The 23,206-nt window shown below is 60.7% G+C and carries 21 protein-coding genes; 13 read left to right on the top strand and 8 right to left on the bottom strand.

All coding sequences use genetic code 11. The features are described 5' to 3' along the window. Positions 1-135: 135 nt before the first annotated feature. The 7 genes from J3364_RS21020 to J3364_RS20990 all read left to right on the top strand — a co-directional run bounded on the left by J3364_RS21020 (position 136) and on the right by J3364_RS20990 (position 7,630). Positions 136-927: a GntR family transcriptional regulator gene (locus J3364_RS21020; RefSeq protein WP_349560108.1), complete on the top strand. Its 792-nt coding sequence runs from the start codon at positions 136-138 to the stop codon at positions 925-927. Positions 928-1,097: 170 nt separating this feature from the next. After that, positions 1,098-2,513: a 3-isopropylmalate dehydratase large subunit gene (gene leuC, locus J3364_RS21015; RefSeq protein WP_349560107.1), complete on the top strand. Its 1,416-nt coding sequence runs from the start codon at positions 1,098-1,100 to the stop codon at positions 2,511-2,513. Further along, on the top strand, positions 2,501-3,112 hold the full coding sequence (gene leuD / locus J3364_RS21010; protein WP_349560106.1) for a 3-isopropylmalate dehydratase small subunit: 612 nt from the start codon (positions 2,501-2,503) through the stop codon (positions 3,110-3,112). Before leuC ends, leuD begins: the two co-directional genes overlap by 13 nt. A 54-nt stretch (positions 3,113-3,166) precedes the next feature. After that, positions 3,167-4,180 carry a TRAP transporter substrate-binding protein DctP gene (gene dctP / locus J3364_RS21005; protein ID WP_349560105.1) on the top strand — a complete coding sequence of 338 codons (1,014 nt, stop codon included), beginning with the start codon at positions 3,167-3,169 and terminating at the stop codon, positions 4,178-4,180. Positions 4,181-4,236: 56 nt separating this feature from the next. After that, entirely contained in the window at positions 4,237-4,740 is a 504-nt protein-coding gene (locus J3364_RS21000; protein ID WP_349560104.1) for a TRAP transporter small permease, read from the top strand. Between the two features lies 1 nt (position 4,741). Further along, positions 4,742-6,052, top strand: coding sequence for a TRAP transporter large permease (locus tag J3364_RS20995; protein WP_349560103.1), 1,311 nt, complete (start codon positions 4,742-4,744; stop codon positions 6,050-6,052). 438 nt (positions 6,053-6,490) lie between these two features. Then, on the top strand, positions 6,491-7,630 hold the full coding sequence (locus J3364_RS20990) for a DcaP family trimeric outer membrane transporter (RefSeq protein WP_349560102.1): 1,140 nt from the start codon (positions 6,491-6,493) through the stop codon (positions 7,628-7,630). A 391-nt stretch (positions 7,631-8,021) separates the two neighbouring features. Here the strand turns inward: J3364_RS20990 and J3364_RS20985 are convergent, their stop codons facing one another. Both J3364_RS20985 and J3364_RS20980 read right to left on the bottom strand, forming a co-directional pair. Then, positions 8,022-9,278, bottom strand: a complete 1,257-nt coding sequence (locus tag J3364_RS20985; RefSeq protein WP_349560101.1) for a CaiB/BaiF CoA transferase family protein — start codon at positions 9,276-9,278, stop codon at positions 8,022-8,024. An 80-nt stretch (positions 9,279-9,358) separates the two neighbouring features. Next, positions 9,359-10,546, bottom strand: coding sequence for an acyl-CoA dehydrogenase (locus tag J3364_RS20980; RefSeq protein WP_349560100.1), 1,188 nt, complete (start codon positions 10,544-10,546; stop codon positions 9,359-9,361). A gap of 183 nt (positions 10,547-10,729) precedes the next feature. Between J3364_RS20980 and J3364_RS20975 the strand changes: the two genes are divergently transcribed. Beyond that, complete coding sequence (locus J3364_RS20975; protein ID WP_349560099.1) at positions 10,730-11,620, top strand: LysR family transcriptional regulator; 891 nt, start codon at positions 10,730-10,732, stop codon at positions 11,618-11,620. A gap of 8 nt (positions 11,621-11,628) precedes the next feature. Here the strand turns inward: J3364_RS20975 and J3364_RS20970 are convergent, their stop codons facing one another. The 5 genes from J3364_RS20970 to J3364_RS20950 all read right to left on the bottom strand — a co-directional run bounded on the left by J3364_RS20970 (position 11,629) and on the right by J3364_RS20950 (position 16,189). Next, positions 11,629-12,411 (bottom strand): crotonase/enoyl-CoA hydratase family protein, encoded by a 783-nt coding sequence (locus J3364_RS20970; RefSeq protein ID WP_349560098.1) that lies wholly within the window; start codon positions 12,409-12,411, stop codon positions 11,629-11,631. A 163-nt stretch (positions 12,412-12,574) separates the two neighbouring features. After that, complete coding sequence (locus tag J3364_RS20965; RefSeq protein ID WP_349560097.1) at positions 12,575-13,366, bottom strand: alpha/beta fold hydrolase; 792 nt, start codon at positions 13,364-13,366, stop codon at positions 12,575-12,577. A gap of 15 nt (positions 13,367-13,381) precedes the next feature. Further along, complete coding sequence (gene pcaF / locus J3364_RS20960) at positions 13,382-14,587, bottom strand: 3-oxoadipyl-CoA thiolase (protein WP_502882539.1); 1,206 nt, start codon at positions 14,585-14,587, stop codon at positions 13,382-13,384. Between the two features lie 8 nt (positions 14,588-14,595). Continuing rightward, positions 14,596-15,366 carry a CoA-transferase subunit beta gene (locus J3364_RS20955; RefSeq protein WP_349560141.1) on the bottom strand — a complete coding sequence of 257 codons (771 nt, stop codon included), beginning with the start codon at positions 15,364-15,366 and terminating at the stop codon, positions 14,596-14,598. Between the two features lie 7 nt (positions 15,367-15,373). Then, on the bottom strand, positions 15,374-16,189 hold the full coding sequence (locus tag J3364_RS20950; RefSeq protein ID WP_349560096.1) for a CoA transferase subunit A: 816 nt from the start codon (positions 16,187-16,189) through the stop codon (positions 15,374-15,376). A 202-nt stretch (positions 16,190-16,391) separates the two neighbouring features. Here J3364_RS20950 and J3364_RS20945 point away from each other — a divergent pair, with 202 nt between their 5' ends. Next, a complete protein-coding gene (locus tag J3364_RS20945; protein ID WP_349560095.1) occupies positions 16,392-17,171 on the top strand; it encodes an IclR family transcriptional regulator domain-containing protein in 780 nt (259 codons plus the stop codon). Between the two features lie 100 nt (positions 17,172-17,271). Here the strand turns inward: J3364_RS20945 and J3364_RS20940 are convergent, their stop codons facing one another. Next, positions 17,272-18,660 carry an aminotransferase-like domain-containing protein gene (locus J3364_RS20940; RefSeq protein WP_349560094.1) on the bottom strand — a complete coding sequence of 463 codons (1,389 nt, stop codon included), beginning with the start codon at positions 18,658-18,660 and terminating at the stop codon, positions 17,272-17,274. A 286-nt stretch (positions 18,661-18,946) separates the two neighbouring features. Between J3364_RS20940 and dctP (J3364_RS20935) the strand changes: the two genes are divergently transcribed. The 4 genes from dctP (J3364_RS20935) (at position 18,947) to J3364_RS20920 (ending at position 23,192) form a co-directional block, all read left to right on the top strand. After that, positions 18,947-20,002 (top strand): TRAP transporter substrate-binding protein DctP, encoded by a 1,056-nt coding sequence (gene dctP / locus J3364_RS20935; protein WP_349560093.1) that lies wholly within the window; start codon positions 18,947-18,949, stop codon positions 20,000-20,002. Between the two features lie 66 nt (positions 20,003-20,068). Next, positions 20,069-20,581 carry a TRAP transporter small permease subunit gene (locus tag J3364_RS20930; protein WP_349560092.1) on the top strand — a complete coding sequence of 171 codons (513 nt, stop codon included), beginning with the start codon at positions 20,069-20,071 and terminating at the stop codon, positions 20,579-20,581. Continuing rightward, a complete protein-coding gene (locus J3364_RS20925) occupies positions 20,578-21,897 on the top strand; it encodes a TRAP transporter large permease (RefSeq protein ID WP_349560091.1) in 1,320 nt (439 codons plus the stop codon). The genes J3364_RS20930 and J3364_RS20925 overlap by 4 nt, the downstream gene beginning before the upstream one ends. A 23-nt stretch (positions 21,898-21,920) precedes the next feature. Then, complete coding sequence (locus tag J3364_RS20920; protein WP_349560090.1) at positions 21,921-23,192, top strand: hydroxymethylglutaryl-CoA reductase, degradative; 1,272 nt, start codon at positions 21,921-21,923, stop codon at positions 23,190-23,192. Positions 23,193-23,206 lie beyond the last annotated feature (14 nt).

The raw sequence follows: 23,206 nt of genomic DNA, 5'->3' as shown, positions 1-23,206 counted from the left end.
GATGGTTCCTTATTGGTGCGGCGCGCTTTGATGGAATACTTGATTACCTGATTGTTCTATTCATGATACATTTATATGTTCTATCTGGATGAGCTGTCAAGTCTGACGACCCTGGAAAATTAAGAGGCAAGCTAAATGGTCACATCCCATTCCACTAATGGACCTGGTGGTACCAAGTCGCATCAGTTATTTCTGCTGCTGAAGGACGCCATTGTTAGTGGGCGCATGGCGGCGGGAACCAAGATTCCCGGAGAACTAAAGCTGGCAGAAGAGCATCGTGTCTCGCGTGTGACGGTGCGCCGTGCGCTGGAGGCGTTGACCGAAGAGGGGTTGATTACACGCCGGCCGGGTGTGGGGACGCTGGTCTGCGAGCGCCCTGTGGGGGCTACTGTCATGACGGCCAGCGTCTCGAACCTTCTGCCCAACATGGTCAAGTTGAGCGAGAACTCGCACGTTCGTTTGCTCGAGTTTGGTTATGGCGTTCCTCCAGAAGGCGTTCGCGAGCGCTTGCGTCTGGCCCCGGAAGATCGGGCGCAGAGGTCGGTCCGAGTTCGCCTGGCGGAAGATAAGCCGTTCTCCTATCTCACCACCTACGTGCCGGAACGGATTGCGTTGAGCTACGACGAAGCCGATCTCGCAACGACGCCACTGTTTGCTCTTCTGGAGCGCAGTGGGGTGTATGTCGATCATGCCTCCCAGTCCATTTCGGCAACGCTGGCAACGAAGGACGTCGCCGAGGCGCTGGATGTGGCCGTTGGATCGCCCCTCATCTCATTGACCCGTGTCGTGTACGACAAGAGCGGGCAAGGCGTTGAGTATCTGCACGCGCTTTACCGCCCGGATCGTTATCGCATTGAGATTGATCTGAGCCGCGCAGGTGACGAGGACGATCGTTACTGGCAGCCCCTGGCGCCGGAACAGCGATAGTTCCGTTCGGCCCCATGCTCTCGTCCATTCATTCTGTTGACATCGGCAAAAAGACTGGTATACCTTTATCTGTATAACAAATAATACATTTGTTGTAGTGATAAAAATACATTTATCCGTGAGCTGATGCCGCAAGAAGCAAGCCACAGATCGAAATCGAGAGCAGAAGCATGGCGGGAGAGACGCTGTTTGACAAAATCTGGCGGGCACACGAAGTCTGCCAAAATGATGAAGGCCAAAGTCTGCTCTGGGTGGACCGGCATCTGGCTCATGAGGGTTCTTTTCATGCCTTCAACAAGCTGGCTGAGCGAGGCCTTCCGGTACGCCATCCGGAGCAGACGATCGGTATAGCGGACCATTATGTACCCACCCGCGGGCGCGACCTGATCGCCGTGCAGCCCAAGGTCCGCGATGTCATTGAGCAGCTCGTCGAAAACACCCGCCGCCATGGCGTAAGACTGATTGGCCTGGACGATCCGCGCCAGGGTATTGTCCATGTCGTAGGACCGGAACAGGGCATCACTCAGCCCGGATTGCTCATGGTCTGTGGTGACAGTCATACATCGACCCATGGCGCTCTTGGGGCTCTTGCATTCGGTATCGGAGCGTCTGAAGTCGCGCATGTGCTGGCCACCCAGACGCTATGGCAGACCAAGCCCAAACGGATGCGAGTCCGGATTGACGGGGCTTTGGCGCCCGGCGTCACCGCGAAAGATATCGCTCTTGCCTGGATCGCTCACCTGGGCGCAGACGGTGCCCGTGGGTATGCCATTGAATACGCCGGCGACGTGATCGACGGTCTCAGCGTCGAGGCTCGTTTAACCCTGTGCAACCTCTCCATAGAAGGGGGAGGCCGCTGCGGCATGATCGCGCCGGATGATAAAACCATCGAGTACGTGAAAGGTCGGCCGTTTGCGCCGGAAGGTGCGGCTCTTGAGCAGGCCGAACGGTACTGGCGATCGCTTTTCAGTGATGCCGATGCTGCGTTCGACCGCGACGTGCAGCTGGAAGGTCGCGATATCGCGCCGACGGTAACCTGGGGCGTCTCGCCCGAAGAAGCCCTCCCCATTCATTCCGTTGTGCCGGATCCGCTCCAGGCGGGCTCGGACGCCAAGGCCCGACAGATTCGAGACAGTCTGGACTATATGGGGCTGACCCCCGGCCAGAAACTCACTGACATCCAGGTCGACCGTGTTTTTATCGGCTCGTGCACCAATGCGCGTATCGAGGATCTGAGGTCGGCCGCCGATGTTCTTCGCGGCAAGAAGTGCAAGGTTGGCGGTCTGGTGTCGCCGGGTTCAACGCTTGTGAAGGTCCAGGCTGAGGCAGAAGGGCTGGATCAAGTGTTTGTCGAGGCGGGGCTGGAGTGGGTCGAGTCCGGCTGCTCCATGTGCGTCGGCATGAACGGCGACTTGGTTGGAAGCGGAGAACGCTGTGCCTCGACGACCAACCGTAATTTCAAGGGCCGGCAAGGGCCGGGTGCCCGAACCCACCTGATGTCGCCCGCCATGGTTGCCGCCGCAGCCCTGAATGGCCATCTGACCGACATTCGCGAACTCTGGGGGGGATCGTCATGGAACCATTAAAGGAAATCTCATCACTGGCGTGTCCTCTGGCGATGGAGAACGTGGATACGGATCAACTGATCCCTGCACGCTTCATGAAGGAGTCGCGGTCGAGCGGCTACGGTGGCTTCCTGCTGCATGACCTCCGCTTCAACGCCGACGGGACACCCCGTGATTTCATCCTCAATCATGAGCCGGCGCAGGACGCCCAAATCCTGGTGGCGCGTCGTAATTTCGGGGCGGGGTCATCGCGCGAAGCGGCGGTGTATGCCCTGGTCGACTACGGCTTTCGATGTGTTATTGCGCCGAGTTTCGGTGACATCTTCGCCTCCAATGCCGTTAACAATGGCCTGCTGCCTGCGCTGGTTTCCGAGCAGGATGCCGAAAAAGTGCTTGAGGCACTCGCCGGGAACCCCGGGCAGGTGACGGTTGACCTCACGGCTCAAACCATTGCCTTCCACGGCCACGAAGTGGGGTTCGAGGTAAACCCGACCTGGAAGCTGAAGCTGCTGAATGGTTGGGACGACATTGACCTGACCCGGGACAGGACCCCGGAGATCGAACGGTTCCGGCGTGACTACGTCAAGCACTACCCCTGGCTCAACTCGGGGAAAGAGTAATTTAAATAAAATCAATACTCTGCCAACAGCAATAAAAAACCAAATGAGGTTATCATGAATAAACCAATGCGTATGATTGCGGCGTGTCTTTCGATGTTGTTTGCGCTGAATGCATCGGCCGAAGAGCAGGTGATCCGGGCGGTTCACGCGTTTCCCACATCGCTGATCTACACCCAGAGCTTTCTGGACTTTGTTGACGAAGTGAATAAGGCGGGTAAGGGGGTTGTGCAAATCCAGGTTCTGGGCGGACCGGAAGCTATTGGCCTCTCCCAGCAACCGTCAGCGGTTCGTAACGGCGTTGTCGACATGGCCTACACGGCGGCGAGCTTCTATGCCGATAAGTTGCCCGAGCGGGATGCCCTCATCTCTTCCAACACCAATGCGATCTATGCGCGTAAGTCCGGTGGTATTGATCTGCTTAACAAGATCCACCAGGAAAAGATGGGCGTTTACTACCTGGGGTGGTTCGATAGCGGGGTGAAATACAACCTCTATACCGTCAACAAGCCCAAGGTGGATGCGCAGGGCAATCTTGATATGTCCGGCATACGCCTGCGCAGCAACCCGGTATATAACGCGTTCTTTACCGACTACCTGAAAGCACAGCCGATCAGCCTGCCGACGACTGACGTTTATTCAGCCCTGGAGCGCAGCGTGGTGGATGCGACCGGTTGGACACAGATCGGGATGCACGATCTCAACTGGGACAAGTTCCTCAACTACCGTATCGATCCGGCTTTCTATTCAACGGACATGGGTGTGATCGTTAACCTGAAAAGCTGGAACAAGTTGAGTGACAAGGCCCAGGACATCCTGCAACGCGTAGCCATCAAGCATGAGAAGGACAGCGCTGAGGCCTTCAAGGCACTGTCCAGCAAGCAGCAGGCCGAATTGGAAGAGGGTGGCATGAAGCCCTTCACCCTGGGGGATGCTGCGGCCGAAACCTATCTCAAGGCCGCCAAGGACGCGTCGCTCCATCGGATGCGTGAGCATATGAAGGATCAGCCGGGTGGCCTGACGAATTACGACGAGCTTGTTAAGGACTTCAATAAGCCGGACGCGGAATAACCACCCCGTTGGCCCGGCTTTGCCGGGCCCTTTTTGATTCTGTAATGGGTGCGCCTATGTTCTCCTTCATTCGCCTCTACGACAGGCTGATCGATGCCATGGCCTTTATCGCCGCCACGATGCTGGTCTGGCTTATGGTCGCGGTGGTTCTCTCCGTTGTGATTCGAAACCTCGGATATCAGTCGCCGGCATGGCTATTCTCTTCGACGGAATATTTCATGTTCTACCTGACGTTGCTCGGTGCTCCGTGGCTCGTTCGCGAGAAAGGGCACGTTTATATCGAGGTGGCGATCAACCGGCTGCCACCCAGGGCGCTCAGTGTGTTGTCGAGACTGGTGATGGCGATCTGTGCGGCGATCAGCTTCGTGTTGGCCTGGCAGGGGCTGCAGCTCGTGATCTCCAACATTCAGGGCAGCGATTACGATGTCAGGACCTATTTCGTACCCATGTGGATCTTTACCGTGGCCTATCCAGTCAGCTTTTCGCTGATGGGGATCGAATTCAGTCGATTCATCGTTTCGAAAGACTCTTTCCACAGCAGCAAATCCGGGAACGTATAACATGGTTTGGCACGAGTCTCTTCTGTTCCTGTTATCCATCGTCCTGGTGCTGATGCTGATTGGCGCCCCTGTTGCTCTGGCTTTTATCGGCGCGAATCTGGTTGGCGCCTGGTATTTTATGGGCGGTAGCGCCGGTCTGACCCAGTTGCTCAATAATGGTTTCGGCGCCCTTTCCAGCTTTAGCCTGGTGCCCATTCCCCTTTTCTTGCTCATGGGGGAGTTGTTTTTCCGCACGGGGCTCGGGATGCGCATGTTCAACGCGATCGACCACCTGATGGGGCGGGTCCCCGGTCGACTGTCCTACGTAACCGTTGTCGGCGGAACGGCCTTTTCGACACTGAGTGGTTCGTCAATGGGCTCCACGGCGTTGCTCGGATCCCTGCTTGTTCCCGAAATGGAAAGGCGGGGCTACAAGAAATACATGTCGATCGGCCCCATTCTGGGGACGGGCGGGCTGGCCATCATTATTCCCCCTTCCGCGATTGGCGTGCTCCTGGCCACTCTGGCGAAGATTGACATCGGTGATGTCCTGATTGGCGGTATCGTGCCGGGCATTCTGCTAGCTGGGCTCTATATGCTGACAATCTGGCTAAAAACCAAACTCAATCCGTCGGCCGCACCGGCCTATGACGTAGAGTCTGTGCCCCTCGCCCAGAAGCTCATGATATTCATGCGCGATATCCTGCCCATGCTCAGCGTTATTGTGATTATCGTGGTGATGATGCTGACCGGGTTCGCGACGCCATCGGAGTCGGCGGCGTTTGGTGCCCTGGGTGTTATTGTGCTCGCCCTCGTGTTTGGAGAGCTTTCTGTCGAGTCCTTCAAGCTTTCCGTTGTCGGTGCACTGAAGGTGACGCTGATGGCCTACCTGATTGTCTTCGGGTCGGCGACATTCAGTCAGCTCCTGGCATTTTCCGGAGCGTCAAGCGGTCTTATCCACTGGGCGACCAGCTTCGATTTACCGCCGTTACTGATGCTGGCCTGCATGCTGCTGGTCCTGCTGGTTCTGGGGACATTTATGGAGGCGATCTCGATCATGATGATCACCGTTCCATTCTTCTTCCCGCTGGCCCAGTCAATGGGCTTTGATCTGGTCTGGTTCTCGGTGATCACCCTGATTGCCCTTGAGATCGGTTTCTCCACACCGCCTCTGGGCCTGAACCTGTTTGTCATGAAAGGCGTCGCGCCGCCCGGTACCACCATGCAGGAGATCTATCTGGCCGCCATTCCCTACATCGTGTGCTCGATCCTGTTGGTTCTTTTGTTGGTCGCTTTCCCGAGCCTGGTGACCTGGTTGCCGTCGCTGTCTTAGCCGTCTGGCTCAACCGGGCACGCCGGCCGATGTTTCAATGATCGGCCGGCACCTACCTCTATGCCGTCCAGAGTGGGGCCCGGCCGTATTTGAGTCTACTCTGTTACACCCTGCACCCGTTGCCCTCATCACGCGCGAATGCCCCTCTCCGGTCGCTTTTATCCAAACTCATTTGTATTTTTTTTAAGCCAAAATGTTAAATTTTTAAAATCACAATATTTGTATTAAAAAAACATTTTTAAATGTATTGAAAAAAATACATGCAGGTGTATTGTTTAACTCGAACCACCAAGAAAAATGACGACTGAGAGTCGTTAGGCAATCACCGGATGACAGGTCAATCCAAACGACCAACCCACTTCTTCAAGACATAAATCGATACCAAGAAGAGTCACTTGAGGGGGCTTTATGCACGCACTAACGAAAAAGAGAACGTCTATGCTGTCGCTGGCCGGGCTGACCATGCTCATGGCATCGTCTAGCCAGGCTGCAGATTTGACGATCGAAAACACGGACATTGACGTCTATGGTTATGCCAAGCTCGACATGATCTATGACGTCGATGCGGATTTGGGCAATACCATTATTCGCAGCAAAATCGGGCTGGATGGCGAGCCCGGTGTTGACGGCCATACCACCATGCATGCTTATCAGAGTCGGCTTGGCTTCCGTACTTCAACACCGGTTGGCGGCCACACGCTGAAAACCGTGATTGAGGGGGATTTTTACGGCAATAATGGTTTTGGTGGCGGGGGTGGCGAACTGCGCCTGCGCCATGCCTACGGGACCTGGAACGGCATCCTGGCCGGGCAGACATGGAGTAACTTCGGCAACATCCTGAGCCTGTTTCCGACCGTCGATTTCAACGGTCCGCTCGGTCAGGGTGGCGGTCGCCAGGCTCAGCTGCGTTATACGACGGGCGACTTCTCCTTCTCGCTCGAGGATCCCGAGGGCAGCGGCGCCGCCGGCGGGGATGTAATCGCCGAAGGTACGAACGTCTATCGTATTCCGGATCTGACCGTGCGTTATCAAAATACGTCCGGCCCGATCAATTATGCGGCGGCTGCCCTGGTGCGGTACCTGCAATACGACGCCGAAGGGCAAACCGTCTCGAATCCGGCCTGGACTGACGACACCGCGACAGGTTGGGGTGTCATGCTGGAAGCCAACACAAAGCTGACGGACAGCATTACCATCCGTGGCTCCATCACCCATGGCGACGGTATTGGCGGGTACCTGTACCTGAGCCCTGCCGCACCGGGTTATGTCAGCAGCACTGGCAACCTGGAGACGATCAAAGGCACAGGCGGTGGCGTTAGCGTGAGCTATGCGACCGGACCCGGCTCAGTGAATGTCGGATACGGAATCGTTGTCACCGATCTGGATGATGCCTACCGAAGCGGGGATCTGGCCGGAACCTCTGACGAGCGATACGCCAGCACCTTCGTGAACTACATCTGGTCTCCCTATGACCACATTACCTACGGTGTAGAAGCCGGCTACCACACGCGTAAGCAGGTAAATGGTGATAAAGGGGATGCGGTCCGCCTGCAGGGCACGATCAAGTTCGGGTTCTAAGTGGGTCATCGAATGGATGACATTTTCCTTGTGAGTTGCTGACTCTGATTGGCCCCGGTTCATCCGGGGCCCTTTTTTCCTGCCTTTGCCCCATCTTCCTTCGAATTCCTTTCTCCGCTGTCCTCCTCCTGGCAAGCGCTGGCGGATGCGCTCGATGCCCGTCTGAGCGCCGGCTGTGAGGGATCTGATGGCCGTCCCGCAAAGGGGGCACGGTTGCATTCTGTAATCGTACGGCGCCGGGGACCATCCGATGGTCATGACGTTGTCGAACCTGGGGGGGCTTTGGGATTGAGACGGCGACCGAAGCCGGTCGCCACAGGCGGCGTCTTGCCTGCGGCGATTACCGGTTCGGTATCCTGATGTCTTCCGGGAGGGGGCGGTTTGGGGCGCCTCAGGCCACAACCCCGGACCTGACGAGCGTTTCGATATCCGCTTCGGTCAGTGCTAGGTCTTTGGACAGCGTTGAACGCGTGTGGCTGCCAGGGCTGGGAGGCGCAGACCGGTAAGTAGCCGGCGTACCGCTGAACTTGGCGGGATAGGCCACCGTTGGAATCTCATAGCCGTCTGCCCGTGTCATGGGAACCATCATTTCCCGGGCAATGATGTGCTTGTCCGCAAACACTTCCGGCACGGTGTTTATCGGTCCGCAGGGGACGCCAGCCACTTCGAGCAGACTGATGATCCGCTCGCGAGATACCGTGGCCAGACGGCTTTCCAGAATGGTTTCCAGTTCGTCCCGGTTGGTGACCCGGCCCGCATTGCTGGCAAACCGGGCATCCCGTGCGATGGACTTGACATCAAGCACCGTGCACAAGGCCTGGAACTGGCGATCATTCCCGCACGCAATGATGACGTGTCCATCCTGGACCGGGTAGGCCCGATAAGGCACCAGGTTCGGATGATTGTTGCCCATCGGTTTGGGGGTACGCTTGCCGACCAGCCAGTTGGAGCCCTGGTTTGCGAGCATGGCGACCTGGCAGTCCAGCAACGAGCAGTCGATGTGCTGGCCTTCGCCGGTCTGGTCGCGGCTGGCGATGGCGGCGAGGATCGACGTGGCGGCGTACATGCCGGTGAATTCGTCGACAATAGCCACGCCGGTCTTCAGGGGTTGGGCCGGTTGGTCGCCGTTTTCCGGCAGGCCTGTCATGCTCATCAGACCGCCCATGCCCTGGATCAGGAAGTCGTAACCGGCGCGATTGGCGTAGGGGCCGGTCTGGCCGAAGCCGGTGATGGAGCAGTAGACCATACGTGGGTTGACGGCTCGAAGGCTGTCGTAATCGAGGCCGTACTTCTTCAGGCCGCCCACCTTGAAGTTCTCCACCAGAATGTCGGCGGACTGCGCCAGTTTGCGGACCAGTTCGGCACCTTCAGGCTTGGAAAAATCGACACACACCGATTCCTTGTTACGGTTACAGCAGGTGAAATAAGCCGCGTCGGATGATTCGGTCTGTCCGTCTTCCGTTTGTCGGGTCAAGAACGGGGGGCCCCAGCGCCGGGTGTCGTCACCGGCCGGACTTTCCACCTTGATCACCCGGGCGCCCAGGTCGGCCAGCATTTGGGTAGTCCATGGACCGGCCAGGATGCGGCTGAGGTCGAGTACGGTCAGATGGTCCAGGGGGCCCGGACGGTCATTGGTTTGTGCAGACATGAAATAACTCCTTCATCGGCACGTGAAGGGGAGGCTCGCACCGGAGTCGGTGCGAGTAGGGGGATCCGGTAAGCGGGCTATTAACCGGTGAAGGCCTGAATGCCGGTCTGGGCGCGGCCCAGGATCAGGGCGTGGACGTCGTGCGTGCCTTCGTAGGTGTTGACTGCTTCCAGGTTCACCATGTGGCGGATCACGCCGTACTCATCGGAAACCCCGTTGCCACCCAGCATGTCGCGGGCCGTGCGGGCGATGTCCAGCGCCTTGCCGCAGGAGTTGCGCTTCATCAGCGAGGTGATTTCCACGGCGGCGGTGTGATCGTCCTTCATGCGACCCAGGCGCAGGCAGCCTTGCAGGCCCAGGGTGATTTCAGTCTGCATGTCGGCCAGCTTCTTCTGGATCAGCTGGTTGGCGGCCAGCGGGCGACCGAACTGCTTGCGGTCCAGTACGTATTGACGCGCGGCGGTCCAGCAGAACTCGGCGGCACCCAGGGCGCCCCAGGCGATGCCGTAGCGGGCGGAGTTCAGGCAGGTGAACGGACCGCGCAGGCCGGTCACTTCCGGGAACATGTTTTCTTCCGGCACGAACACTTCATCCATCACGATCTCGCCGGTGATGGAAGCACGCAGGCTGACCTTGCCGTGGATGGCTGGCGCACTCAGGCCTTTCATGCCTTTTTCCAGGATGAAGCCGCGGATCTTGCCGTCTTCGGTCTTGCCCCAGACCACGAACACGTCGGCGATCGGGCTGTTGGTGATCCAGATCTTGCTGCCGCTCAGCTTGTAGCCGCCGTCGACTTTCTTGGCGCGGGTTTCCATGCTGCCGGGGTCGGAGCCGTGGTTTGGCTCGGTCAGGCCGAAGCAGCCGATCCATTCACCGCTGGCCAGTTTGGGCAGGTACTTCTGCTTCTGCTCCTCGGAGCCGAATTCGTTGATCGGCACCATGACCAGGGAGGACTGCACGCTCATCATGGAGCGGTAGCCGGAATCGACCCGCTCCACTTCCCGCGCGATCAGCCCGTAGGACACGTAGTTCAGGCCGGCACCGCCGTACTGTTCCGGAATGGTGGCACCCAGCAGGCCCAGTTCGCCCATTTCCCGGAAAATCGCCGGGTCGGTTTTCTCGTGGCGGAAGGCTTCCAGTACGCGCGGGGCCAGTTTGTCCTGCGCGTAGTTGTGGGCGGTGTCCCGCACCATACGTTCTTCTTCTTCAAGCTGGCTGTCCAGCAGGAGAGGGCTCAACCAGTCAAATTCAGCGTTGGGGCGGCTCATTGTTCGTTTACCTCACATGTCGTGTAGTTGGCGGTATCTCTTGTGATGCGGGAGCGCGCGATATTATTGATGTGTGGCCATACTAGTGAATCGACAACGTCGGGCTCAAACGATAATATTTCATTTCGTTGTGCATAAAACTCACTTCATAAGTTGCTGCCCTGACCCTATCCGGAGAGCGCCATGCGTCGCAAGGTCCCCAGTACCACCGTCCTGATGGGCTTCGAAGCCGCGGCGCGCCACGTCAGCTTTACCGAGGCGGCCGAGGAGCTGTCGCTGACCCAGAGTGCCATCTGCCGCCAGATCGCTTCGCTTGAGGAGTTCCTCGGCGTCAAGTTGTTCCGGCGCGGTCGTCAGGGTGTGAGGCTCACCGAGGCGGGCCACAACTACCATCGTCTGGTCGCCCAGCGCCTCAATGAGATCGAGCGCGATACGCTGTCCGTCATGGGGAATCATGGCACGGAAAACGCCCTGGAGCTGGCGGTGGTGCCCACCTTCGGGACCCGCTGGCTGATTCCCCGGCTGCGGCGGTTCAAGGCGCTGCACCCGAACATTACGGTCAACATGACCAACAAGACGCGGCCGTTCCTGTTCTCGGACACTCCGTTCGATGCGGCGATCTACTTTGGGGATGGCGAGTGGTCCGGTACGGAAACCACGGTGTTCATGCGGGAGCGGCCGGTGCCGGTGTGCAGTCCGGATCTGCTGGCGGGTCGCACATCGCTGACCTATGAAGAAATCCTGAACTACCCGTTATTGCAGCAGACCACGCGACCCTATGCCTGGCGGCACTGGTTCCGGTCACTGGACATGCGGGTGGAGCGGGACATGTCCGGGCAGCGCTACGAGCTGTTCACCATGCTGGCGGAAGCCGCCGCCCACGGCATGGGCATCGCCCTGATTCCGCCGTTCCTGATTGAACGGGAGCTGGAGGCCGGGCAACTGATAGTGCCGGTCTCGCACAGTTTCCAGAGCCAGGGCGGCTATCATTTTGTGCTGCCCGATCACCGGCGAGACAACGAAACCGTCCGTCTGTTCCGGGACTGGGTGCTGAGCGAGGGCGAGCCCGAGTAATCCCCGGGTCAGTCGTCGAACCGCCCATGCCGGCCGGCGCCTTTGGCAAACTGGTCGGCGCCCTTGATCGCTTCTTCGAAGACTACCGGATAGCCACCGGCCCCTTCCTGTTTCAGCGCTTCCTCTATTGTCAGATCCCATTGCGCGTAGGCGGACGCCCGATCCGCCTGCAGGCAGTGCTGCGGGAACTGGGCGATGTCGGCGGCCAGCTGTTCCGCCGCCTGGCGGCTCTCGCCGTCCGGCACGACGCGGTTGGCCAATCCCATCTGCAGCGCTTCGTCGGCGCCGACCGGGCGACCGGTCAGGATCATATCCAGCGCGCGGGACTGGCCGATCAGTCGCGGCAAACGTACCGTACCACCGTCGATCAGTGGCACGCCCCAGCGCCGGCAGAACACGCCGAAGACGGCGGATGCCTCGGCCACCCGCAGGTCGCACATCAACGCCAGCTCCAGTCCACCGGCCACCGCGTGCCCCGAGACCGCGGCGATCACCGGCTTGCTCAGCGCCATGCGCGTCGGGCCCATCGGGCCGGGTCCGGTGCCTTCCGGCTCGATCTCGTTGCGGGTGTCCGGATCGCCCATGGCCGACAGGTCGGCGCCAGCGCAGAAGGTGCCGCCATCGCCCCAGAGCACCGCGACCCGCAGCGCGTCGTTCGCTTCGAAATCGGTGAACGCCTGGCGCAGGGCGCTTGCGGTAGGCCGGTCGACCGCGTTCTTTTTTCCGGGGCGATTCAGGATGATGGTGCAGACCGGGCCGTTTTCTTCGATCGTGACGGCGGATGAGGGCATGGAGTGAGTGTCCCTTTTTATTATTGGCGGGCGAGTTCGGCGCCGTGAGCGCCAAGACCATTGCATGCTGAGTCTAGCGAAAAGTCACCGGGGAATCAGGGGTGTGAAAGACGGGCGGGGAGAAAAAAGGGCCCGTCGAGTTGTCGACGGGCCAGGGGCACAATCAGGAAGAAAGGTGTTGCTCGATCAATGGCAGCAGTTGCTGCGGGCTTTCGACGGACGGCACATGGCCGACCCGGTCGAGGATGTGCGGTGTCGGGCCGCCGACGGCGTCGGCCAGGGCTTCCAGCGCCGCGGGCGGAGTAGCCATGTCATCTCGGCCTCCGATGAGCGTGACCGGTACTTTGCGGTCGCCGAAGGCGCCGCGGAAATCCGCCAGGCCGAGCATCTCGCACAGCAGGGCGTAGCTGTTCGCGTCGCCGCGACCCATCAGGACCTTCCAGCCATCCAGCAGGGCCGGTTGTTCGGCGGCGGCCAGTGGGCCGAACCAGCGCGGCACGATGCCTTCGGCCATGGTTGGCAGGCCTTTGCTGCGCACATCCGCGGCCCGGGTTTTCCAGGCGTCGGGCGTGCCGATCACCGGGCCGGTGTTGGTCAGCGTGGCGGACAGCAGGATTTCGGGGTAGCGACTCAGCAACTGCTGGCCGATAACGCCGCCGATGGACGTTCCCACGAAATGAAACTGTTCCGCGTCGGCGGAGCCCACCAGGGCGAGCGTTTCCTGTGCCAGATCTTCAGGCGTGATGGCATCACAGGCCGGGCTCGCGGCAGCGCTGCCGCCATGGCCGGGCAGGTCCCAGGTCAGCACCCGGAAGCGAGGCAGCAGGCCGGGCAGCAGGTCATCCCAGACCGCCTGGGTCATGCCCAGCGGGTGGGCCAGCACCAGCAGCGGCTTGTCGGCTGACCCGAGCAGCCGGTAGTGAATCGTCCGTCCATCGTGTTCCAGAAAGGCCATGGTTCCTCCTGTCGATCAGACCCGTTCGATCAGCGTGGCGATGCCCTGGCCGACGCCGACGCACATGGTGCACAGCGCGTAGCGGCCGCCGCTGCGCTGCAGCTCGTGGGCGGCGGATTGCAGGATGCGCACGCCGGACATGCCCAGCGGATGACCCAATGCGATGGCGCCGCCGTTCGGGTTTACGCGGGCGTCGTTATCGGCAATCCCCAGCTCGCGCAGGACCGCCAGGCCCTGGGCGGCGAAGGCCTCGTTCAATTCGATCACGTCGAGCTGGTCGACGGTCATGCCCAGGCGCTTCAGCAGCTTCCGGGTGGCCGGGACCGGGCCGATGCCCATGACGCGCGGTTCCACACCGGCGGTGGCCATGCCGAGGATGCGGGCCATCGGCTTGAGGCCGTGGGCTTTCACGGCGGCTTCGCTGGCGACCAGCATGGCGGCGGCGCCGTCGTTCACGCCAGAGGCGTTACCGGCGGTCACGGAACCATTCTCGCGGAACGGTGTGGGCAGCTTGGCCAGCTTTTCCACGGTGGTGCCGGCGCGGGGATGCTCGTCCGTATCGAAAACCAGCGGCTCCTGCTTGCGGCGCGGGATGCTGACCGGGACGATTTCCTCGGCCAGGCGACCGGCCTCCCGGGCGGCTTCGGCCTTGTTCTGGGAGCGCACGGCGAACAGATCCTGATCCTCGCGGGACACCTTGTACTGTTCGGCCACGTTCTCGGCGGTTTCCGGCATGGAGTCGATGCCGTACTGCTGCTTCATCAGCGGGTTCACGAAACGCCAGCCGATGGTGGTGTCCTCGATGGTCTGACCGCGGGTGAAGGCACTGTCCGCCTTGCCCAGCACGTAAGGCGCGCGGGACATGGATTCCACACCGCCGGCCAGGACCAGGTCCATCTCGCCGGCGCGGATGGCGCGGAACGCGGTGCCGACGGCGTCCATGCCCGAGCCGCACAGGCGGTTCAGGGTGGTGCCGGGCACGGACGTGGGGAGGCCGGCCAGCAGGGCGGACATGCGGGCCACGTTGCGGTTGTCTTCACCGGCCTGGTTGGCGCAGCCCATCATCACTTCGTCGATGGCGGCCGGGTCCAGTTCCGGCGCTTCGGCCAGTACGGCCTTGAAAATGTGGGCCGCCAGGTCGTCGGGACGCACGCTGGCGAGGGTGCCACCGAAGCGGCCGACGGCCGAACGGCGGGGATGGCAGAGATAGACGTCAGTCATGATTCACCTCACTGTTGGCCGGCATGGTGGGCGTTGGTGCGGGCCTTGAGATCGCGCAGCACTTCCAGTTCCTTGGCTGACGGCTCGGGTGTGGTGTCCACCTTCTCGGCAAAACGAATCTCCCAGCCAGTCGCCTCGATCACCTGCTCGCGGGTGACGCCCGGGTGCAGGGAGGTGACCACCAGTTCCCTGGTGTCCGGGTCCGGTTTGAGGATGCACAGGTCCGTGATCACCACGGTCGGGCCACGACCGATGTTGGGCACATTGTCCCGCGCCTTGCCGTCCCGGCCAAAACCGACGGTGGTGATGAAGTCCACGTCCTTCACGAAGGTGCGTTTGGAATGCTTCACGGTGATGAAGACTTCGTGGGCGTTGGTGCCGATCTCCGGCGCGCCGCCACCGCCGGGCAGGCGGACTTTCGGTTCACGGTAGTCGCCGATCAGGGTGGTGTTGATGTTGGCGTACCGGTCGATCTGGGCGGTGCCCAGGAAGCCCACGCTGACCTTGCCACCCTGCAGCCAGTAGCGGAACATTTCCGGCACGGACACGGTAGTCAGCGCGGATTCGCACAGCTCGCCGTCACCGATGGACAGCGGCAATACGTCCGGCTTGGTCTGCAGGGTGCCGGATTCGTAAATCAGGGTGACGTCCGGCGCGTGGGTCAGGCGCGCCAGGTTGGCGGCCTCACTGGGCAGGCCGATGCCGACGAAGCAGGTCATGTCGTTGTTCAGCGCCCGCGCAGCGGTCACGCTCATCATTTCCGACGAAGTGAATTCCAGGCTCATCTCAGGCACCTCCGTTCTCGAAGACATTCTCGTTCAGCCACGCCTGGAAGGCGTCGCGGTCGCGGGCGATTCCGTCCCATTCCTTGTAGAAGGCGTTATCGCGGTCGTAGTAGCCCAGCGCGTAGGACGGCTTGGCGCCCTTCGGCGCTTCGGCAATGGCCGTGATCGCCCAGGACGGGAGTACGCAGGCGTTGACGGAGGCGCCCAGGTCGTCCACCACTTCCTCGACGGTGACAATGCTGCGCTTGGCGGCCAGCACGGCCTCCTTCTGGATGCCGATGATGCCTTCCACCAGGACGTTGCCTTTGCGGTCGGCGCGCTGGGCGTGAACCACGGAAACATCCGGGCGGACCGAGGGCACGGCGGCCAGTTTCTCGCCGGTGAACGGGCATTCGATGAACTTGATCTGCTCGTTCACTTTGGGCAGGTCGCTGCCGATGTAGCCGCGCAGCACGGCCAGCGGCAGGCCCGCAGCGCCGGCTTCATAGGCGCAGGCCATGGCGGCGTGGCTGTGTTCGAGGATTTCCAGCTGGTTGGGCCAGCCGCGTTCGACTGCGTCCCGCAGGCGGTGCAGGGAGCCGACGCCCGGGTTGCCGCCCCAGGAGAAAATCAACTTCTTTGCGCAGCCGGCGCCGATCATCTGGTCGTACACCAGGTCCGGCGTCATGCGGATCAGCGTCAGGTCGCGCTTCTCCTGGCGGATGATCTCGTGTCCCGCGGCAAAGGGAATCAGGTGGGTAAACCCTTCCATGGCGACGGTATCGCCATCGTTGATGTGGCGGCTGACCGCCTCTTTAAGAGAGAGAAATTCGGCCATGGCAATTCTCCTCTGGCACTTTGCGTTGTTTGTTCGTAATGCGAATATAAGTTTAATATGCGAACATAATGACGCGAAGGTTTTACCATCGTCAAGTGCAAAGTTTGATCGTTTGCTTTTGAGAACGAGTGTTCGCAGAACGAACAAGCTGCTACCATTCGGTCGCAGACCACCCTATGGCGGCACCCCAACAGGAGCAGGAATGGAAGACAAGACACTGAGGCCGGGCGATCGGGATTACGTCGGGGCCCTGGCCTCCGGGCTCACCGTGCTGCAGTCGTTCAACGCCGAGCACCAGCGCATGACCCTCAGTGAAGTCGCCGCCCGGGCGGACATGGATCGGGCCAAGGCGCGTCGGTTTCTGCTGACCCTGCACGCCCTCGGTTACGTGCGGCGCAACGGTCGCTACTTCGAGTTGACGCCGCGGGTGTTGCAGTTGGGTTACGCCTACCAGGCCTCGAACCGTTATCGCGCGGTGATCCAGCAATACCTGGAAGACATCACGGCCGATCTGGGCGAGTCGTCGTCACTGGCGGTGCTGGATGGGCAGGATGTGGTCTATGTGGTGCGCTCCGCCGCGCGTCACCGGTTGATGGCGATCAGTCTGTCTGTAGGGACCCGCCTGCCGGCCGCCTACACCTCCATGGGGCGAATCCTGCTGGCCCAGTTGCCGGATGACGAGCTGGAGCAGTTCCTGTCCCGGGTGGAGGTGCATCGCCACACGCCGTCTTCGGTCGATTCGGTGGCTGGTCTGAGAAAAGCCATTCTCCAAGGCCGGGAACAGGGCTATTGCATCGTCGATCAGGAGCTCGACCTGGGGCTGCGCTCGGCCGCCGTGCCCGTTTTCGCCGGCGACGGGGAACTGCTGGGCGCCATCAACATCAGCACCAATGCCGCCCGGGTGGATATGGACACATTGACCAACAGCTATCTGCCCCGCCTGCAGCAGGTGGCCGAACGGATCCGGGAAACCACCCGTTAACCGTCCACTCTACTGCACACACCTGCGGACGGCGCCCGATCAGCCGATCGTTGCCCAACTCGCCGAGAACCCCAGGCCGGCGCGGTAAGTCTTTAGATGTTTACTCTTTAGCGCGGATCGCCTCCGCCAGAAAGTCCAGCAGTCGCGGATGCTTCGCATGGGCAATATTGATGCGCAGTGCGGAAGCACCCTCGGCCTCAGAGAGAGTGAACAGGTGGCCAGGGGCCAGGAAAATTCCCTGTGCCGAGGCACGGTGGGCGAGTTCGCCGGCGTTGACGTGCCTGGGTAGCGGGCACCAGATGTAGTAACCGCCGTTCGGCGGATGGATGTCCTTGATGCCAATGCCCTGCAAAGCCGTTACGGCTTCGGCGCCGGCCTTTGCCACCCGGTCGCGCAGGCGAGTCATATGTCGTCTATAGCGGCCCCGAACGATCATTTCATGAATCATACGTTCGATGATGCTGGATCCGTTGACCACTGTAAGCATCTTGATGTCGGTCAGCGAGCGGATCAGCTTTTGACTGGCAGCGATATAGCCACAGCGCAGGCTGGCTGACAGTGTCTTGGAGAATGTGCCCACGTAGATGACCCGATTGAGCGCGTCTAGTGAGGCCAGGTGCGGGGTCGCACGGGGCAGGATGTCGCCAAACGGATCGTCCTCGATGATGGTCAGGTCGTGCTGCTCAGCGATGCGCAGCAGAGCGTGCATGTTCTGCAGCGACATCGAGGTGCCGGTGGGGTTGTGGGCCATTGGCTGGACGAAGAGCAGTCGCGGCCGGTGCTCCCGGATTTTCTGCTCCAGCATTACCAGGTCCAGTCCTTCGGGGCCGCGGGTGACACCGACGATGTTCGCTCGCTGGAGCCGCAGCTTGCCGAACATGGGGTAGTAGCCGGGGCTCTCCACCAATACGGCTTCGCCGGTGTCGACAAAGTGGCGGACGATCAGATCCAGTGCGTGATTGGCGCCGAAGGTCATCAGGATCTGGTCCGGGTGAGCGCTGATGGCCCGGTCCATCAGGGTCCGGGAAATGTCGTCACGCAATCCCGGCAAGCCCTGGGGGTTGCCGTACTCGAACTCATCCCGCTGTTCACCATCCTGGGTGATGCGCTTGAAGTGGCGGCGAATGTCGGTGTTTTCCATCCAGCTGGCCGGGAGGCGCCCGTCACCGGCCCTGACTTCGTAGTGCTGGTTGAGTTGTTCCCGCAGCAGCGATATCAGGTCGACGGCTTCCGTGAAATGTTCAGGCTTGATGTCCGGGTGAGCAGGCCGAGCGGCCTCAACGTAGAAGCCCGACCCACGCCTCGGGCTGACGTGGCCCGTTGCCACCAGTCGGTCGTAGGCATCGATCACCGTATTTTTCGAGACGCCAAACCGTGTGGCCGCGCTGCGGATCGAGGGCAGGCGGGTACCCGCGGGCAATTGCCCCTGCTCGATCTGCCGGACAAACGTGTTGGCGATTTCCTGCGCGCGCGATACCGAGTGTTCCATAGATGTCCAGATTGTGCCCGTTTTTTGGTTGGTACAGTGTTAGGCACAATTGACCGAATTGTACCTTGTTCACTTTGCTCTGCTGTCCTAAGTTTTGAATACGAATTGTCCAGCTGTCCAGTCCGGTATGAAAAAAGCATGAATCAAGGACGGGTGCTGGCAGGTTCCTCGCAAAGACAGGTATTCAAAACGGGGTTTCCCGTTGCTGTGTTGTTCCAACAAGAAACTGTGGCGCATTCGTCCGGCATCCGGATCTGAGCTGCGACCACGCACAATGGAGAACGATATGAAATTGCGGACCAACAACCATCGCCGTGGTTTTCTCAAAACACTCGCCGCCGCTATTCTGGTGACCGCTTCGGTTTCCCCGCTGGTGGCTGCGGCGGATGAGATGCCTTCCGTTAACTGGCGCATGCAGGCGCTTTGGGATGCCGGAACGACGCCCTACGACTATGAGAAAAAATTCGTCCAGCGTGTCGCGGACCTGACCAACGGCAAGTTCCAGATTCGGCTGTTTGCCGGTGGCCAGTTGGCCCCGTCGGCCCAGGCGTTCGAGGCTGTCCGTGCGGGCGCATTCCAGATGATGAAAACCTTCGACGGCTATGAGGCGGGCTCCATTCCCGCCTTCGCTTTTACCAGCACGGTGCCCTTCGGCTTTCCGGAGCCGGACCAGTATGAAGCCTGGTTCTACGAGAAAGGCGGTCTGGAAATGGCCCGCGAAGCCTATGCCAAGGCCGGCCTCTTCTACATCGCTCCAACCGTCTATGGACAGGAGCCCATCCACTCCAAGTTCCCCATTCATTCTCTTGACGATCTGAAAGGGAAGAAAGGCCGCTTCGTCGGACTGGCCAGTACCGTGATGGCGGAATTCGGTGTGGCCACAACCGGACTGCCTACGGCGGAGGTCTATCAGGCGCTGGAAAAAGGCGTGATCGATTTTGCCGACCGTGGTGACCTGACCGCCAACCTGGAAGCCGGTCTCGGCGAAGTGGCCAAGTACGTGGTGGTGCCGGGCTTCCACCAGCCAACGACCGCAACGAGCTATGTGGCCAATCAATCGGCTTACGACAAGTTGCCGGATTCCTACAAGGCGGCGCTCGAAGTGGCGGCCCGGGAAATTTCGTCATCGCTGCGTCAGCACATCCTCGCCCAGGATGCCGTTGCCCTGAAGAAATTCCAGGAGCAGGGCGCCGATGTGATCCACCTGGATCCGGACATTATTGCCCAGGGCCGTCCCACTGCCATGAAAGCCTGGCGTAAAGCCGCGGGCGATGACGAGTTGGCCAACAGGATTCTGGACAGCCAGATCGCCTTCATGAAAGAACTGGGCTTGATGGACTAAGCGTCCGGGCCTGATCGTACCGTAGCCCGGCGGCTAAGCCGGGCTGCCATTCCCCGAGGTTTTCCTATGACTGTTCTGCTCGGCTACTGCCGGCTCATCACGGCGATCAACCGCTGGGTGGCCGGGGCGGTCTCTGCACTCGTCTTCGTCATGGTGGCGGTCATCAGCTACGAGGTGGTTTCCCGCTACTTCTTCGATGCGCCCACCACCTGGGCGATGGAACTGTCGACGCTGTTGTTCGGGCCCTATTTTATGTTGGCCGGTCCTTACCTGTTGCACACCGCCGGTCACGTCAACGTCGATATCCTGTATGGCAAATTATCTCCCCGGTTGGCTGGGTTAGTGGATTGCCTGACCTATCCGTTGATCGTCATTGTTGCGGTCATTTTCATCGATCAAAGCCTGCCGGTGGCAATGAATGCCTATGACAGCGGCGAGACGTCCTTCACCGCCTGGAATCCGGCCATTTGGCCGGTGAAAGCGCTGATTCCGGTAGCTTTCCTGTTGCTGGTACTGCAGGCCGTGGCGGAGACCATCCTGGCGGCCCGGCGGGCCCTGGGCCGGGAGGTGGCGGTATGAGTTCCACCCTGGTCCTGTCCATGATGTTCGTGGGATTGCTGGTGTTGCTGCTGAGTGGGATGCCGCTGGCCTTTGTGTTGTCCTCTCTGGCGGTGCTGTTCACCATCTCACTTTGGGGCACGGATGCGCTGGTCCTCACGGTGCTCCAGACCTTTGACGCCATGACCTCCGACATCCTGTTGGCGATCCCGCTCTATGTGTTGATGGCCAGTGTCCTGCAGCGTTCCGGCATTATCGAAGCGTTGTATCGCGCCATGGAGCTTTGGTTCCGGCGCCTGCCGGGCGGACTGGCCGTGGGAACCGTGGCGATCTGTACGGTGATGGCCGCCATGACCGGTATCGTGGGCGCTGCGGTGGCGGCGATGGGCATTCTGGCGCTGCCATCCATGCTCCAGCGTGGCTACGATCAGCGGTTGGCGCTGGGCACCATCTGTGCCGGTGGTACGCTGGGTATCCTGATTCCGCCGTCGATCATCACCATTGTCTACGCCGCCACGGCGCAGATTTCGGTGGGCAAGATGTTTGCCGGGGGCATTGTGCCCGGTCTGGTGCTGGCGGGTCTGTATGTCCTCTATATCGTGATTCGCGCCACGCTCCAGCCGGAAAAGGCGCCACGTCAGCAGGGCGAGGCGGTCGATCTGCGGGAAATGTTCGGCTCCCTCAAGTCGCTGATCCTGCCGACCCTGATCGTCGTTGCGGTACTGGGCAGTATCTACGCCGGTATCGCCACACCGACGGAAGCGGCCGCGGTGGGTGTTGCCGGTGCGCTGGTGTCCGCCGCGCTGCAACGAACGCTGACGTTCGGTAATCTCCAGGGCGCTGCCATGGATACACTGCGGGTGACCACGATGATCATGTGGATCACCATCGGGGCGAAGATCTTTGTGTCGATCTTTACCGGAACCGGCGGCGCGGATTCGTTGCTGCAGTTTATCCAGGACCTGAACGTGAACCGCTGGCTGGTCCTGTTGGCGATGATGCTGGTGCTGGTCTTCCTCGGCCTGTTCCTGGACGAGATCGGCATCATCCTGCTTTGCGTACCGGTGTTCCTGCCGATCATCAATGCCTTCCACTTTGATCCGCTGTGGTTCGGCGTGCTGTTCCTGATTACCGCCCAGATGGCGTATATCACCCCACCCTTCGGTTACACGTTGTTCTACATCAAGGGCGTGCTGCCGGACGGCATCGGCATGGAAACCGTGTATCGGGCGATCGTGCCCTTCCTGGTCCTGCAGCTGATTGGTCTGCTGCTCTTCATCTTCTTCCCCGACATCGTGACCTGGCTGCCCGAGCAGATCGCACAGCCGGTTCACTGAATGAACACTGGAGATAACTCACGATGACAACCACAACTTCGCGTATTCCGGGGCTGCACAAATTGCCTCCCGCCGAGCGTCTGGAAAAAGTCGCCGAGGCGGCGGGCCTGGGGGCCGATGCCGTTGCCCATATGCGCAATACTGGCAACCTGGATCCGGCGACAGCCGATTCGATGATCGAGAATGTTATTGGCACCATGAACGTGCCTCTGGGCGTTGCCACCAATATGCTGATCGACGGAAGGGACGTCCTGGTGCCGATGGCAACTGAGGAATCCTCGGTCGTTGCCGCCGTCTGCAACGCCGCACGCCAGTGCCGCAGTACCGGCGGTTTCACCACCGCCATGTCCGGCGCGCAGATGATTGCCCAGGTGCAACTGGTCGGCGTGACCAATCCCGAGTTCGCGCGGCTGCAGATCCTCGAACACCTGTCCGATATCAAGGCCATCTGCGATGAGACCGATCCGGTCCTGCTCAAGCACGGCGGCGGCTTCCGGGATATCGAGGTGCGTATCCTGTCCGGACGGACCGGACCCATGGTCATTACCCACCTGATTGTCGATACCCGTGACGCCATGGGCGCCAATGCGGTGAACTCCATGGCCGAAGCGGTGGCGCCACGGATTGCCGAGTGGACCGGCGGACGGACCTATCTGCGCATTCTGTCCAACCTCGCGGATCGTCGTCTGGCCCGGGCCCGGGCCACCTGGTCGCTGGACGACATCGGCGGCGCCGATGTGCGTGACGGTATCCTGGCGGCGTTCGATTTTGCCGATATCGATCCCTACCGGGCGGCGACCCACAATAAGGGCGTCATGAACGGCGTCAGCGCGGTGGTACTGGCGACGGGCAACGACACCCGGGCCGTGGAAGCCGGTGCCCATGCCTATGCCGCTCGTTCGGGGCAGTATCGCTCGCTCACCCAGTGGGAAGTGGACGCAGACGGCAACCTCACCGGTACGATCGAAATGCCTCTGGCTGTGGGGCTGATCGGCGGCGCCACGCGCTCCCACCCGACCGCCCGTATCGCGCTCGATATCATGGGTGTGCAGACCGCGGAACGACTGGCCTGCACCATCGCCGCTGTCGGCCTGGCCCAGAACTTCGCCGCGCTCAAGGCGCTGGCAACCACCGGTATCCAGAAAGGCCACATGGCGCTGCATGCAAAGAACATTGCCGTCATGGTCGGGGCCGTGGGCGAGGAAATCGACAAGGTGGCGCAGGAACTGGTGGCCCTGGGCAAGGTGAGAGTGGATGTGGCCGAGGCGATTCTCCAGTCGCTCCGGCAACAATGATCGTGATTCCGGGT

The sequence above is a fragment of the Marinobacter sp. NFXS9 genome, from assembly GCF_040148665.1.
Lineage (GTDB): Bacteria > Pseudomonadota > Gammaproteobacteria > Pseudomonadales > Oleiphilaceae > Marinobacter_A > Marinobacter_A mangrovi.
Note: the sequence above shows the minus strand (reverse complement) of the source record. Positions and strands in the feature narration are given on the sequence as shown.

What these genes read in the sequence shown, in the direction of transcription:
- J3364_RS20970 (WP_349560098.1), bottom strand. Translation starts at nt 12,411, where the DNA reads ATGCCCTCATCCGCCGTCACGATCGAAGAAAACGGCCCGGTCTGCACC.
- J3364_RS21020 (WP_349560108.1), top strand. Translation starts at nt 136, where the DNA reads ATGGTCACATCCCATTCCACTAATGGACCTGGTGGTACCAAGTCGCAT.
- J3364_RS20990 (WP_349560102.1), top strand. Translation starts at nt 6,491, where the DNA reads ATGCTGTCGCTGGCCGGGCTGACCATGCTCATGGCATCGTCTAGCCAG.
- J3364_RS20950 (WP_349560096.1), bottom strand. Translation starts at nt 16,189, where the DNA reads ATGGCCGAATTTCTCTCTCTTAAAGAGGCGGTCAGCCGCCACATCAAC.
- J3364_RS20985 (WP_349560101.1), bottom strand. Translation starts at nt 9,278, where the DNA reads ATGTCTGCACAAACCAATGACCGTCCGGGCCCCCTGGACCATCTGACC.
- J3364_RS20945 (WP_349560095.1), top strand. Translation starts at nt 16,392, where the DNA reads ATGGAAGACAAGACACTGAGGCCGGGCGATCGGGATTACGTCGGGGCC.
- J3364_RS20965 (WP_349560097.1), bottom strand. Translation starts at nt 13,366, where the DNA reads ATGGCCTTTCTGGAACACGATGGACGGACGATTCACTACCGGCTGCTC.
- leuC (WP_349560107.1), top strand. Translation starts at nt 1,098, where the DNA reads ATGGCGGGAGAGACGCTGTTTGACAAAATCTGGCGGGCACACGAAGTC.
- J3364_RS20995 (WP_349560103.1), top strand. Translation starts at nt 4,742, where the DNA reads ATGGTTTGGCACGAGTCTCTTCTGTTCCTGTTATCCATCGTCCTGGTG.
- J3364_RS21000 (WP_349560104.1), top strand. Translation starts at nt 4,237, where the DNA reads ATGTTCTCCTTCATTCGCCTCTACGACAGGCTGATCGATGCCATGGCC.
- dctP (WP_349560105.1), top strand. Translation starts at nt 3,167, where the DNA reads ATGAATAAACCAATGCGTATGATTGCGGCGTGTCTTTCGATGTTGTTT.
- J3364_RS20940 (WP_349560094.1), bottom strand. Translation starts at nt 18,660, where the DNA reads ATGGAACACTCGGTATCGCGCGCGCAGGAAATCGCCAACACGTTTGTC.
- J3364_RS20925 (WP_349560091.1), top strand. Translation starts at nt 20,578, where the DNA reads ATGAGTTCCACCCTGGTCCTGTCCATGATGTTCGTGGGATTGCTGGTG.
- J3364_RS20980 (WP_349560100.1), bottom strand. Translation starts at nt 10,546, where the DNA reads ATGAGCCGCCCCAACGCTGAATTTGACTGGTTGAGCCCTCTCCTGCTG.
- dctP (WP_349560093.1), top strand. Translation starts at nt 18,947, where the DNA reads ATGAAATTGCGGACCAACAACCATCGCCGTGGTTTTCTCAAAACACTC.
- J3364_RS20975 (WP_349560099.1), top strand. Translation starts at nt 10,730, where the DNA reads ATGCGTCGCAAGGTCCCCAGTACCACCGTCCTGATGGGCTTCGAAGCC.
- leuD (WP_349560106.1), top strand. Translation starts at nt 2,501, where the DNA reads ATGGAACCATTAAAGGAAATCTCATCACTGGCGTGTCCTCTGGCGATG.
- pcaF (WP_502882539.1), bottom strand. Translation starts at nt 14,587, where the DNA reads ATGACTGACGTCTATCTCTGCCATCCCCGCCGTTCGGCCGTCGGCCGC.
- J3364_RS20930 (WP_349560092.1), top strand. Translation starts at nt 20,069, where the DNA reads ATGACTGTTCTGCTCGGCTACTGCCGGCTCATCACGGCGATCAACCGC.
- J3364_RS20920 (WP_349560090.1), top strand. Translation starts at nt 21,921, where the DNA reads ATGACAACCACAACTTCGCGTATTCCGGGGCTGCACAAATTGCCTCCC.